11 protein-coding genes, 2 other RNA genes and 1 pseudogene are annotated in these 12,637 nt (G+C 63.7%); 8 read left to right on the top strand and 6 right to left on the bottom strand.

Annotated elements, in window-relative coordinates; translation table 11 throughout:
- Positions 1-49: 49 nt before the first annotated feature.
- Positions 50-126: non-coding RNA, sX9 sRNA (locus WJW29_RS09365), on the bottom strand.
- Between the two features lie 239 nt (positions 127-365).
- Here WJW29_RS09365 and WJW29_RS09360 point away from each other — a divergent pair.
- The 3 genes from WJW29_RS09360 (at position 366) to WJW29_RS09350 (ending at position 2,596) form a co-directional block, all read left to right on the top strand.
- Complete coding sequence (locus tag WJW29_RS09360) at positions 366-1,130, top strand: hypothetical protein (RefSeq protein ID WP_228329591.1); 765 nt, start codon at positions 366-368, stop codon at positions 1,128-1,130.
- Complete coding sequence (locus tag WJW29_RS09355) at positions 1,127-1,720, top strand: hypothetical protein (RefSeq protein WP_011260633.1); 594 nt, start codon at positions 1,127-1,129, stop codon at positions 1,718-1,720. Before WJW29_RS09360 ends, WJW29_RS09355 begins: the two co-directional genes overlap by 4 nt.
- 414 nt (positions 1,721-2,134) lie before the next feature.
- A complete protein-coding gene (locus WJW29_RS09350; RefSeq protein ID WP_011409668.1) occupies positions 2,135-2,596 on the top strand; it encodes an isoprenylcysteine carboxylmethyltransferase family protein in 462 nt (153 codons plus the stop codon).
- A 217-nt stretch (positions 2,597-2,813) separates the two neighbouring features.
- Here WJW29_RS09350 and WJW29_RS09345 read toward each other — a convergent pair whose 3' ends face one another.
- Entirely contained in the window at positions 2,814-3,245 is a 432-nt protein-coding gene (locus WJW29_RS09345; protein WP_011260634.1) for a helix-turn-helix domain-containing protein, read from the bottom strand.
- Positions 3,246-3,380: 135 nt separating this feature from the next.
- Between WJW29_RS09345 and WJW29_RS09340 the strand changes: the two genes are divergently transcribed.
- The 3 genes and pseudogenes from WJW29_RS09340 (at position 3,381) to kdgT (ending at position 7,639) form a co-directional block, all read left to right on the top strand.
- On the top strand, positions 3,381-4,259 hold the full coding sequence (locus WJW29_RS09340) for an SDR family oxidoreductase (protein ID WP_011409669.1): 879 nt from the start codon (positions 3,381-3,383) through the stop codon (positions 4,257-4,259).
- Between the two features lie 822 nt (positions 4,260-5,081).
- Positions 5,082-6,534, top strand: a pseudogene (locus WJW29_RS09335) (OprO/OprP family phosphate-selective porin).
- Positions 6,535-6,682: 148 nt separating this feature from the next.
- Positions 6,683-7,639 (top strand): 2-keto-3-deoxygluconate transporter, encoded by a 957-nt coding sequence (gene kdgT, locus WJW29_RS09330; protein WP_011260636.1) that lies wholly within the window; start codon positions 6,683-6,685, stop codon positions 7,637-7,639.
- Positions 7,640-7,845: 206 nt separating this feature from the next.
- Here kdgT and WJW29_RS09325 read toward each other — a convergent pair whose 3' ends face one another.
- From WJW29_RS09325 to msuE, 3 genes are all read right to left on the bottom strand, one after another.
- Complete coding sequence (locus WJW29_RS09325) at positions 7,846-8,874, bottom strand: methionine synthase (protein ID WP_011260637.1); 1,029 nt, start codon at positions 8,872-8,874, stop codon at positions 7,846-7,848.
- Positions 8,875-8,901: 27 nt separating this feature from the next.
- Entirely contained in the window at positions 8,902-9,885 is a 984-nt protein-coding gene (locus WJW29_RS09320) for a DUF1852 domain-containing protein (protein ID WP_011409672.1), read from the bottom strand.
- 142 nt (positions 9,886-10,027) lie between these two features.
- The gene (gene msuE, locus WJW29_RS09315; RefSeq protein WP_011409673.1) at positions 10,028-10,621 is read right to left on the bottom strand and encodes an FMN reductase; all 594 of its coding nucleotides are present in this window, start codon (positions 10,619-10,621) and stop codon (positions 10,028-10,030) included.
- A 190-nt stretch (positions 10,622-10,811) separates the two neighbouring features.
- Here msuE and WJW29_RS09310 point away from each other — a divergent pair, with 190 nt between their 5' ends.
- Positions 10,812-11,726, top strand: coding sequence for a LysR family transcriptional regulator (locus tag WJW29_RS09310; protein WP_011409674.1), 915 nt, complete (start codon positions 10,812-10,814; stop codon positions 11,724-11,726).
- Positions 11,726-12,391 carry an epoxyqueuosine reductase QueH gene (locus WJW29_RS09305; RefSeq protein ID WP_011260641.1) on the top strand — a complete coding sequence of 222 codons (666 nt, stop codon included), beginning with the start codon at positions 11,726-11,728 and terminating at the stop codon, positions 12,389-12,391. Before WJW29_RS09310 ends, WJW29_RS09305 begins: the two co-directional genes overlap by 1 nt.
- A 4-nt stretch (positions 12,392-12,395) precedes the next feature.
- Here the strand turns inward: WJW29_RS09305 and WJW29_RS09300 are convergent.
- Positions 12,396-12,472, bottom strand: a non-coding RNA gene (locus tag WJW29_RS09300) — sX9 sRNA.
- Positions 12,473-12,637: the final 165 nt, after the last annotated feature.

Raw genomic sequence — 12,637 nt, 5'->3', positions numbered from 1 at the left:
CAAAGGGACGACGCGCGCAGCGCCCGGGCGTTGCGCGTGTCCTTAGAGCGGCGAACAACACGTCGCGAGCAGCCGTCAGGTGGGCGCGGACGGCGCGCTCAGAACCGCAGTGGACGCGTGGTACATGCCGATTCCGAGCACCGGCCGCGCCCGCCTGGCGGTGAGCGCAGTCGGTTTGTTAGCTGCTCTTAGCTGCGCCTGCGCAATCATGGCCAGAGCGCGCAGCAACCAAGCGCGCAATCCAGTTGCTTCGCACTCACCTGTTGCTACGCGAGTGGCTCTAAGCTTGGTGCAGGATCGGTAACGCGCCATCGCCACGCGTGCACCGCTGCATCGGTCCGCCGCATGACCGGTGCGCCGCCGGCATGGCGGCGCTTCCACTCACCACTGGCGCAGGGAAGGGAAACGCGATGGGCCTGTGGGACCGGTTGTTTGGACGCAAGAGCGCTGCGGCAAGCACGCCGCGCACAGAACCGACCGCAGCACCTGCCGCTGCCGTAGACGCGTCGGAGGCGGCGGCAGCCGAGATCGACCCCGCACTGCAGCCGGCGCTGACGGCGTTTCAGCGCAGCGACCACATCGAAGCCTACAACGCCGCGCAAGCGCAGCTACACCTCGGTGCGGACGCGCAGCGCCTGTGTGCCCTGTCGTTGAGCGCCTTGGACCGCTATCGCGAAGCCTATCCGTACTGGCTGGCGCTATGCGCGCTGGAGCCCACCGCCCACAACGCCCTGCAGCTGGCGACCACCTCGGTGATGTGCAACGAGATCGATCGTGGTGCGCAGTGGTTGCTGACGTTCGATGATCTCAACGCGCAGGAGCGATCGACCTCGCCCGCCATCGCGCGCACCAGCTTCCTCACCGCACTCACCCGTGCCGGCCACGGTGCGCACGCGCTGCCGCACCTGGAATGGTTGCGCGAAGCGTATGCCGGCATGTCGATGACCGACAGCCACTTCCTGTACGTGCGCGGGCTGCCGTTTCTCGAAGCCTTTCTTGAGCGCAGCACAGCGCTGTTGCGCGAATGCCTGCCAGCCGACGCAGTGCCTGCGTGGTACGCGCAACTGCAACCTGCGCTGGATCCTCCTGGTCGGGGGATGGTGGCCGCCCACATCGCATCGCTGCAATGAGCGCCATGCAACCAGCATCGGCAAAGCAGCGCGGCGGCTTCGTAACCCCGTTGGCGTGGGTCTCGTTGTTCCTGGGGGTGGTCAGTGCGCTGGCCAATCTGGTGCAGATCGCAATGATCGCGCTGACGCCAGATGCAGCATCGTTAGGACTGCCAGAAGGCATCACCCTGCCCCCCTCGTGGCAGTGGCTGATCGACCACGCGATGTCGCTCTCTGTCGCCGGGATGGTGCTTTCAGCGGCCTTCTCCGGGTTGAGTTGGGCGCTGCTACAGCGGCGCGAGTGGGCAAGAATCGGCTTCGTGGCGGTGTTGTTGGTGACCGGGCTACTTAATTTCGGCGGGCTGGCGTTGATCGGGCCGTTGTTCGACGGCGTACAAACGCTGTTGCCCGCCGATGCGCTGCAAAGCCCGGAGTGGCCACAACTGCAGGCACGTTTGCAGGCCACCCGGCAGATGGCGGTGGTTCTCACCGGCGTGGGTGCACTGGCAATCGGCGGCATACACGCAGCATTGGCGTGGCGGCTATGTACGCCCGCTGTTCGCGCAGAGTTTTCGTCGGTGGCGTCATTTGGGCGCAAGCAAGTGCCCTAACGTAACATCGCCAATCACTTCAACAATCGGCGCAGTGACGACAATGAAACCATCGGAAGCTGATGCGATAGCTCAGGCGATATTGACGCGGGATCCTGCGGAGCAGGAGGCCTTGCGCCTCGAGCGTGCCAGGCAGGCGCAATGGCGGAGTGAGCAGCGTAACGTTGCAGGCCTAGGCCTTACCGGTTTTGTCGCAGGCGCGGTGGTGGCACACGTCCTCGACGACCGATGGGTGGTCGGTGGATTGGTGGGCAATCTTCTCGGCGCCGGAGTGGCGTGGATCTGGATTTCCATGCGCAATCGGCACCTCAAGTCGGTGTCGAGATCAGATCCGTAGACTGACCCAACGTCATCTCCGATGCATCCGGCAGCTCAGAGCAGACGCGTTGAGGAAACATATCATCGACCGCAACGATGCATTGGCTTGAAACAAAGATCCCACCGCCAGTCGTGATGGTGTTGCTAGGCCTTGCTGCGTTTGCCATCACGCGTCTGGTACCAGCGGTTTCATTTTCGCTACCACTGCGCACACCTGTGGCGGTTGTACTGGGGTGTGTCGGCGTCGCGCTCAATGGCGTTCCCAAGCTTGCGTTCAAGCGCGCGGGTACGACTGTCAATCCACTGAGGCCGGCGCTGGCAACCCAACTGATTACTGGCGGCGTCTATCGTTACAGCCGAAATCCAATGTATCTCGGTCACGCCTTCATCCTGCTGGGCTGGACGTTGTATTTGCACCACGCAGCGGCACTCCTGGCAGTCGCGCTGTTTGTGCTTTACGTGACGCGCTTTCAGATCAGGCCGGAGGAACGGCAGTTGAGTGTCCGGTTTCCTGGCGTCTATGCGGAATTCTGCGCGCGTGTTGGACGCTGGCTATGAGCGGGTGGGGAGACGTGCCTGCAGGATGTCGCGAGCAGGTTGATTCATCGGCAGGTCGTCGAAACGCCCAAGCCGGGCTTTTACTGCCTTGGCGACACAGCGGCAATGGCTCTGAAGCGATCAGTCATCGGGTTTCTGCCTGCAAGGCGTCAAGCCGATGCGCAGCCAAGCGCCGCTCGATCACGGCAACGCATCGACTCACATTGCAGGATGCCTGCTATGCCATCGCTTCATCACGATCCAGCGTGACCACCGTCTGCTGCGCGCGATCGAAGCGTTCGCGGGCGGCGCGGATGTCGGCGTGGTGTTCACCCGCCCAGTTGAGTAGCTGCGAGACCGGACCGAGCAGCGCGATGCCCAGCTTGGAGAGCGCATATTCCACGCTCGGCGGTTTGGTGGCGTAGACCTTGCGGGTGATCATGCCGTTGCGCTCAAGGTTGCGCAGGGTCTGGGTGAGCATGCGCTTGGAGATGTCCGGTACCGCGCGCTGGATGGCGCTGAAACGGGACGGGCCGGGGATCAGCGTCAGCAGGATCAGCAGGGTCCACTTGTCACCGATTTGGTCGAGCACATCGCGCACGGGGCACTTGGTGGCATCGAAGGGACCTTCCAGGGACGACGGCGGCGGGAACAGGGCAATCGCATTCACAGGGGTATCTCACGGTAACCAGGGGGAGCAAAATTGCCTCCTTGCGGAGGTCCGAGCGGCGCTGACATCATGCTGGCGGACACAGAGGTCTAGATAGTAGATCAAATCTCTTATAAGAACCTAAAGGAACGCGTCATGACATCTGCTTCACCTTTGATTCTTGTCACCGGCGCCAGCGGTCAGTTGGGTGCGCTGGTTGTCGAAGCGCTGCTCGGGCATGTGCCTGCGGGCCGCATCGTAGCAACGGCTCGGGACACCGCGTCACTGGTTGAGTTCGCAAAACGCGACATCGCGGTGCGTCAGGCGGACTACGCTATCCCGCACAGCCTGCACACGGCCTTCGCTGGCGTGGGCCGGGTGTTGCTGGTGTCGTCCAATGCGGTGGGCCAGCGCGTGCCGCAACACCGCAACGTGATCGAGGCGGCCAAGCGCGCCGGGGTGGAGCTGCTGGCGTATACGAGCATCCTGCATGCCGATACCAGTACGCTGTCGCTGGCCGCCGAGCATGTGGCCACCGAGGCGCTGCTGCGCGACAGCGGCGTGCCGCACGCGTTGCTGCGCAATGGCTGGTACACCGAGAACTACACCGGCTCGATCGCCGCCGAAGTCGCCCACGGCGCGGTGATCGGCAGTTCCGGCGAAGGCAGGATCAGCGCCGCCACGCGCGCCGACTATGCCGCGGCCGCTGCAGCAGTGCTGGCCGCCGATGCCCCGCAGGCCGGCCAGGTCTACGAGCTGGCTGGCGATACCGCTTTCACGATGGCCGAGTACGCCGCCGAAGTGGCGCAGCAGTCGGGCAAGCCGGTGGCCTATCAGGATCTGCCGGAAGCCGATTACGCGGCAGCGCTGGTGCAGATCGGCCTGCCGGCTGGCTTCGCACAGGTGTTGGCGCAGTGCTCGGCGGCCTCGCGCGGCGGCGACCTGTTCGATGACAGCCACACGCTGAGCCGGCTGAGTGGTCGCTCCACCACCCCGCTGCGTGATGCAGTGGCTGCAGCGCTCGCAGCGGGCTGAGTCGCGGCCGGTACCACTGCGCTGGCGCGCCGTTTGGCACGCAGTGCTTCGCTCGTCGTTGAGAAGGTTTGCCGTGACCGTTTGCGATCACGGCGAACTTGATCGTGCGCCACCGCCTGCGACCGACAGCGATGATCAGTCGGCCGGCGTGGCTGCGTGTGTCGCGATCATCGTCAGCACGCTGTGCCAAGTGCATCGGGCGAGGCGATCGGCGGTGGCGCCTTGATAGCAGCCAATCGACGAACGCGCACAGCTCGGTTGGCCTGCGCGTGGCGCTGTGATCGAGCCGATGAAGCACTGGTTTGCTGATAGCGCTGGACGCTCGGGCAGCCTGGACACTGTGCGACGCACTCCCGGCGCCGCATATGGCAACGTGAACGTGCAGCTGCGCTGTCACTACGCGCGGGCTTGCCGAAACACGATGGTGGCGCAGGCCCACACCGCCGCATCCACACACCCTGGCGAATCCTGCGCGTAATGCCGCGCAGCCATCGGCGATGCGCAATGTCGAAAGCGCGAATGGCGGTGCGCGATCTGCGCCATGCCACGACCACGCGTCCCCGCATGCAGTTCGACTGGACCACCTCCGCCGCGCGGCGCGCAGCTGGGCTCGCCTCACACTGGTCGCATAACTGCCATCGCCGCGACAGGGACGTCCGCCGACGTCACCGAACTGACTTCAAATCGAAATATAACTGCTGCCATGGCTGCTACGTCCGGACGACCGGCGCCCTGGCAGGCGCTTGCACGCCGTGCAGCCGCTCTCTGACAGCACCGGATCGACGTAGCCGCCGACGCGTTTCCCCTGCACGAGCCGGACCAATGAAAAAACGCAATCTCGCCACTACGCTGTGCGCACTCAGCGCCAGCGGCAGCACGCTCGCCGCCGAGCTGGAACTATACGTCGACCGCAAGACCAAGCAGATCTTCGCCGAGCCGGCGCCGGGCCGCGACAAGCTGGGCACCTTCGTGCAGGTGGACGAAAACGGCAAGCTGCCGGCATCGGCGATGCCGGCCGCGCCTGCACGACCGCTGCCGCCTGCGCCAGGCGCCGCCACGCCCGCCGACACCGCCATCGCTCAGGCCACGCCGGCTGCTGCTACCCCGGTCGCAGCGCCAGCGCCGGCCAAGTCCGGCGACACTGCCAAGAAGTGGTACGACAAACTCTGCCTGCGCGGCTACACCCAGATTCGCTACAAGCAGGGCATCGGCGGTGATGCACAAGATCTGCGCGCACCCGGCGACCGCTTTATCGGCGACGACCAGAGCCTGGGTATCCGGCGTGCGCGTCTGGTGCTCAGCGGCGATCTCAACGAGCACGTGTCGCTGTATTTCCAGCCGGATTTCGCGAGCACGCCGACCGGTTCGACCACCTCCAACTTCGCGCAGCTGCGCGATGCCTACGCCGATATCTTCTTCAACAAGAAGCGCGAATACCGCGTGCGTGTGGGCCAGTCGAAAATGCCGTACGGCTGGGAAAACCTGCAATCCAGCCAAAACCGCCTCTCGCTGGATCGCGCCGACGCACTCAACTCCGGCCTGCGCGACGAACGCGATATCGGTGCAGTGTTCTTTACAGCCCCACCGTGGCCAAGGGCCGGTTCCAGGACCTGGTCAAGCGGGATCGAAGGGTTCGGGCGATTACGGCGTGATCGGTGCCGGTGTGTACAATGGCCAGGGCGCCAACCGCGCCGAGCGTAACGACAGCATGCACGCGGTGGTGCACGCCACCTACCCGTTCAAGTTCGCCAACGGCCAGTATCTGGAAGTGGGTGCCGACGCCTACGCCGGCCGCTTCGTGCCGACGGCGGCGGCAGTGAACATCGGCGGCCTCAGTTTCACTCCGGCCATCACCGCCCCCACTGGCTACACCGACCAGCGCGTGGCCGCGCACATCATCTACTACCCGCAGCCGTTCGGCCTGCAGGCTGAATGGACGGTGGGCCGTGGCCCGGAACTGGATGTGGCCCAGCGCCGCATCCGCACCCGTTCGCTGAGCGGCGGCTATGTGCAGGCCATGTTCAAGCACGACGTCACCTACGGCACCTTGTTGCCGTACGTGAAATGGCAGAGCTACCGCGGCGGTTCCACGTTCGACACCAATGCCCCGCGCATGCGTCTGGACGAAGTGGAAGCCGGCGTCGAATGGCAGCCGATGGATGCGCTGGAACTGGTGTTCGCCTCTTCGAAGATGAAGCGCACCGACGTCAGCACCGCCCCGTATCCGGTGGTGGAAGGCGATTTGCTGCGGTTGCAGTTGCAGGTCAATGACTGAGCAACGTGAGTAAACGCCGGTGATGGCTGCTGCCATCACTGGCGCTTTCGCATGCGGCCGCATGCGTTCGCGCCGGGATCTGCATGCGCGCTGGCGCCTGCGCAATGCTGCCCGCCCCGCGCGGCGTTACGCGCTCACTGGATCGCGCATGCGTATCAAGGCCACGGTAGAGCGACTTCCTGGCGGGATGATGTTGGTCCCCCTGCTCCTCGGAGCGCTGTGCCACACGCTCTGGCCACAGGCCGGCAGCACATTGGGATCTTTCAGCAACGGCTTGATCAGCGGCACCGTCCCGATCCTGGCGGTGTGGTTCTTCTGCATGGGGGCAACCATCCAGCTGCGCGCATCCGGCCGCGTGCTGCGCCGTTCCGGCAGCCTGGTGCTGACCAAGATCGCGGTGGCCTGGCTGGTCGCCGTCGTGTGCGCGCCGCTGCTCCCCATCGGCGGTATCCCGAGCGGGCCGTTGACCGGTCTGTCGGTCCTGGCGCTGGTCGCGGCGATGGACATGACCAACGGCGGACTCTATGCAGCGTTGATGCAGCAATACGGCAGCAGTGAAGATGCGGGTGCCGTGGTGCTGATGTCGCTGGAATCCGGCCCGCTGATCTCCATGCTGATCCTGGGCGCCAGCGGCCTGGCCACGTTCGAACCACAGCTGTTCGTCGGCGCAGTGCTGCCGCTGTTGCTCGGCTTTGCGCTCGGCAATCTCGATGCGCAATTGCGCCAGTTCTTCGCGCAGGCGACCCAGACGCTGGTGCCTTTCTTCGGCTTCGCGCTGGGCAACACCTTGGATCTGTCGACAATTGTTCACACCGGCGCGAGCGGAGTGCTGCTGGGCGTGGCGGTCATCGTGATCACCGGGCTGCCCTTGCTGCTGGCCGACCGCTGGCTCGGCGGCGGCGACGGCACCGCCGGAGTCGCCGCCTCGAGCACCGCGGGTGCCGCAGTGGCTACCCCAGCGTTGATTGCCGGCATGGCGCCGCAGTTCGCACCGGCCGCGCCGGCGGCCACTGCGCTGGTGGCCAGTGCGGTGATCGTCACCTCGGTGTTGGTGCCGTTGCTGACTGCGTTGCAGGCAGGCCGGAGCCGGCAGCGCATTGGCTAAGGTCGTTGCGCGTGTCATGCGCGGTGCGCCGGGAGGCGTTGGCCTGCAGCGGTGCGCCATGCATGGCGATGGCGCGATAGCACTTCGCGCAAGGGCTGCGCACAGCCGCTGACGATCAGCTGGAACAACGTGCGCAAACGGCACATACCGATTCCGTGCCTGTGCCCCGCCCGTGCAGCGTTTCGCGCAACGCTGCGTCAGCTGCTCTAAGCCGACAGCTCTCCACGCACGATCTGCGCACCTGCACTGAGCGCATGGAGCTTGCCGCGCGCGACATGCCGGGCAAGCGGTGCCATGCCGCAGTTGGTGGCGGGATAAAGCTTGTCGGCATCGACGAAGCGCAGTGCTTTCCGCAGTGTCTCTGCCACTTCCTGCGGCGTTTCGATTGTGGTGCTTGCCACGTCGATAGCGCCGACCATCACCTTCTTGCCGCGTACCAGTTCGATCAAATCGATCGGTACGTGCGAGTTGTGGCATTCCAGCGAGATGATGTCGAGCGAGGACGTCTGCAGCTTGGGAAACGACTCTTCGTACTGGCGCCACTCCGATCCCAGGGTCTGCTTCCAGTCGGTATTGGCCTTGATGCCGTAGCCATAGCAGATGTGGACGGCGGTCTCGCAGGTGAGTCCTTCCACTGCGCGCTCCAGGGTGGCGACCCCCCAGTCGTTGACCTCGTCGAAGAAGACATTGAAGGCGGGCTCGTCGAACTGGATGATGTCCACGCCGGCGGCTTCCAGTTCCCTGGCTTCCTGATTCAGGATCTTGGCAAATTCCCATGCCAGTTTTTCGCGGCTTTTGTAGTGCGCATCGTAGAGCGTGTCGATCATCGTCATCGGGCCCGGCAGTGCCCACTTGATCGGCTGACGGGTTTGCTGACGCAGAAATTTGGCATCGTCCACGAAGACGGACCGCGGGCGGCTCACCGCGCCAACCACCGTCGGCACGCTGGCGTCGTAACGATCGCGAATCCTGACCGTCTCGCGCTTGTCGAAATCGACGCCGCTGAGGTGCTCGATGAAGGTGGTGACGAAATGTTGGCGGGTCTGTTCGCCGTCGCTCACGATGTCGATGCCGGCGTGCTGCTGTTCCTGCAGCGCCAGCAGCAACGCGTCCTGTTTGCCTTCGCTCAATTCGGTGTCCTGCAATTTCCAGGGCGACCAGAGCGTTTCGGGCTGGGCAAGCCAGGACGGCTTGGGCAGGCTACCGGCGGTGGAGGTGGGGAGCAGCTTTGTCATGATGGGGATGTCTTGCGTTCTGGTTGATTAGGAAGCGTGGCTGGACGCCCACTGCGCAAGAAGGTTGCCGTAGGGCCGGATGAAATGCTCTTCGGTGAATTTGCCCTGCGTCACCGCGAGCTGGCTGCGCTCTTCGCGGTCGTAGACGATCTGGGTGGACGAATAATCCTGATGCTTCAGGCTCGGCTGATAGATCGCCCCTGCTGCGGAATTGGCGTTGTAGATTTCTGGCCGGTAAATCTTCTGGAACGTCTCCATCGTGGCGATGGTGCCGATCAGCTCCAGATTGGTGTAGTCGCCGAGCAGGTCGCCGAAGAAGTAAAACGCCAAGGGCGCAACGCTGTTGGGCGGCATGAAATAGCGCACTTGCAGGCCCATCTTTTCGAAATACTGATCGGTCAACGAAAACGCGTCCTGCCGGTATTCGATGCCCAGGATGGGATGCCGGTTTCCGGTGCGGTGGTAGGTCCGGCTGGTGGAGACGCTGATGCAGATGACCGGCGGCTTCTGGAAGCGCGCGGTGTAGGCGGCCGAGTGCACGAAATGCTTGAACAGCTTGCCGTGCAGGTCGCCAAAATCATCCGGGATGTTGAAGCCCGACGCGTCTTGGTTGTGCGCTGGCAGCAGCACGCTGAAATCGTAGTCGCGCACATAGGAAGAAAAGTTATTGCCGGCAATGCCCTCGATGCGCGCACCGGTGTGTTGATCGACGATGGTGGGCTTCAATATCTCGATCAACGGAAAGGCATCGTCCGGCGCGCGCTCACCGATGTTCATTTCGACCGAGATGATGTCCAGCTCCAGCGCATAACGGTCGCGCTTGGCGTTATCCCAATGCGCCAGATCGTTGAAGCGGTTGTTGATCATCGCTAGCGTGTTACGCAAATTGTCCTGACGCCGCTGGCCCCTGGCCAGGTTGGCGAAGTTCGTCGTGTTGCGCGTCGTGGCCGAGGGGCGGTAATCCTCATCGAAGCGCAGGCTCTTGATGGTGAAGTTCAAGTCTTGAGTCATTGCGAGCTGATGCCTGGTGTCTAGGATGGGAATGCGCGTCTGTCGCTGCGCAGGTGGTAATGCCGGCGGCATGCAGACCGGGCAGTTGGATCGGTGCCCGCTCGCCGACGGATCTGCCGGCCTGGCCACCGCGAGCTGGCCCTCAGGCTGCGGCCACGTTCTGTGCGGTGATGGAACGTGCATGCCGCGTCAGTTCGATCAGCGGCAATGCCCGCTGCACTGCCAGACTGGCCCGCTCGGCCAGCGCCTGGCTGTGCACGCGGTAGTCCAGGAAGTCCCGGTCGGTCGCGTAGACGCCCAGCGGCAAGGTGCGTGCCTGGAAAAAACTGAAAAGCGGCCGAAGCTGGTGATCGATCATCAAGGCATGGCGGTCGCTGCCACCGGTTGCGGCGAGCAGCACGGGCGTGTCGACCAAGGCATCCTGATCGATGAAATCGAAGAAATGCTTGAACAGCCCGGTGAAGGAACCGCGGTAGACCGGTGTCGCCACCACCAGCACGTCGGCCTGCTCCACCAGGGCAAGCGCCTGCTCCACGGAGCCGGGCAGGTGTGAGCGCCAGGGCGCGCCAGCGAACTGCGGTGCCAAGGCCCCAATTTCGACCAAATGGCGTTCGCACGGCAGCTGCTCGGCGATCAACGCCAGCAGATGCTCTGCCAGGGCGACAGACTTGGAAGGGCGTTGCATCCCGCCGGAGACTGCAACGACGCGAAGTGGGTGTGGCACTTTGACAGTCATGCGGATCAACCTGAGCAGTTGGGAAGTCGTGCAGTACGCTGGTAACGTTTAGGCCCGAATCGATCGGTCATGTCTGGGTCCGAGTCCGGTCGTCACGGCAGCGCCTGAACAATGTGTCCTGATGCTAGGGCCCACATTCGATGAAGTAAAATGGTGTTATTTCAACAATCCATGAATTCGGATCATTTGAGTGCTTGAGCGTATCCACCTCACCATCGTCCAGCAGGTCGAGCAACAAGGCTCGCTGACCGCCGCCGCAGGCGTGCTGAATCTGACCCAGTCGGCGCTGAGCCACAGCATGAAAAAGCTGGAACAGCAGCTGGGCACCGACATCTGGTTGCGCGAGGGACGCAGCCTGCGCCTGACCCAGGCCGGCCAGTATTTGCTGGCAGTGGCGAGCCGGGTGCTGCCGCAACTGGATCTGGCCGAAGAGCGGCTGGGGCAGTTTGCGCAGGGCGAGCGCGGTGCGCTGCGCATCGGGATGGAGTGTCATCCCTGCTACCAGTGGCTGCTCAAGTTGGTGGCGCCGTACCTGGCCACGTGGCCGGACGTGGATGTGGATGTGAAGCAGAAATTTCAGTTCGGTGGCATTGGCGCGCTGTTCGGCTACGAGATCGATCTGCTGGTCACGCCCGACCCGCTGTTCAAGCCAGGGCTCACATTCGAGCCGGTGTTCGACTACGAGCAGGTGCTGGTCGTGGCCAAGAGCCACGCGCTGGCATCGGCGACCTACGTCAAGCCGCAGCAGCTGACCCGCGAGGTGCTCATCAGCTATCCGGTGGATCTCGAACGTCTGGATATCTACAGCCAGTTCCTGTTGCCGGCCGGCGTCACGCCGCGGCGCCACAAGGCCATCGAAACCACCGATATCATGATGCAGATGGTCGCCAGTGGCCGCGGTGTGGCGGCCATGCCGCGCTGGCTGGTGGAGGAATATGCCGCCCGGATGGACGTGGCGCCGGTGCGGCTGGGCGCGCGCGGCATCCCCAAGCAGATCTATCTGGGCGCACGCGCGACGGACATCGCGATCGATTACCTGCGCGCCTTTATCGAACTGGCGCGCGCGCCAGCCAGTGCCAGCGCCTACACACAAGGACCCAACTGATGAACGCCACTACCGAGCGCACGCCACTTCCACTGCCTGACGGCCATACCAAGGTATTGCTGCACTCGTGCTGCGCGCCGTGCTCTGGCGAGGTCATGGAGGCCATGCTCGCCTCCGGCATCGACTACACCATCTTTTTCTACAACCCCAACATTCATCCGCGCAAGGAATACGAGTTGCGCAAGGACGAAAACGTGCGTTTTGCCGAACAGTTCGGCGTGCCCTTCATCGATGCCGACTACGATCGGGACAACTGGTTCGAGCGGGCGCGCGGGATGGAGAACGAACCTGAGCGCGGCGTGCGTTGCACGATGTGCTTCGACATGCGCTTTGAACGTACCGCGCTGTATGCCCACGAACATGGCTTTCCGGTGATCACCAGTTCGCTGGGCATCTCGCGCTGGAAAAACATGCAGCAAATCAACGACTGCGGTGTCCGCGCAGCGGCCAAGTATCCCGGCCTGATCTACTGGGAGTACAACTGGCGCAAGGGCGGTGGTGCCTCGCGCATGATCGAGATCAGCAAGCGCGAAAACTTCTATCAGCAGGAATACTGCGGCTGCGTGTACTCCCTGCGCGATACCAATCGCCACCGTGTGGACAGCGGTCGCAAGCGCATTCAACTCGGCGTGCAGTTCTATGGCAATGACGCGCAGGACGACTGAGAGCGGCTAACAAAACGTAGCGAGCAGTCGTCAGGTGGGCGCGGACGGCGTGCTCAGAACCGCAGTGTCCGCGTGGTACATGCCGATTCCGAGCATCGGCCGCGGCCGCCTGGCGGTGAGCACAGTCGTTTTGTCAGCTGCTCTAAGCCTTCCGTCAGCTAGCGGCGACCATAGCTGGATTTCAGCTTCCCTTCCCGTTTGATCATCGCGCCGCGCCGATGCCACCCCATCATCATGAAAAGACCG

The organism is Xanthomonas sp. JL1, assembly GCF_038405005.1.
The sequence above is the reverse complement of the archived record's forward strand: the minus strand, read 5'-3'. Positions and strand labels throughout refer to the sequence as shown.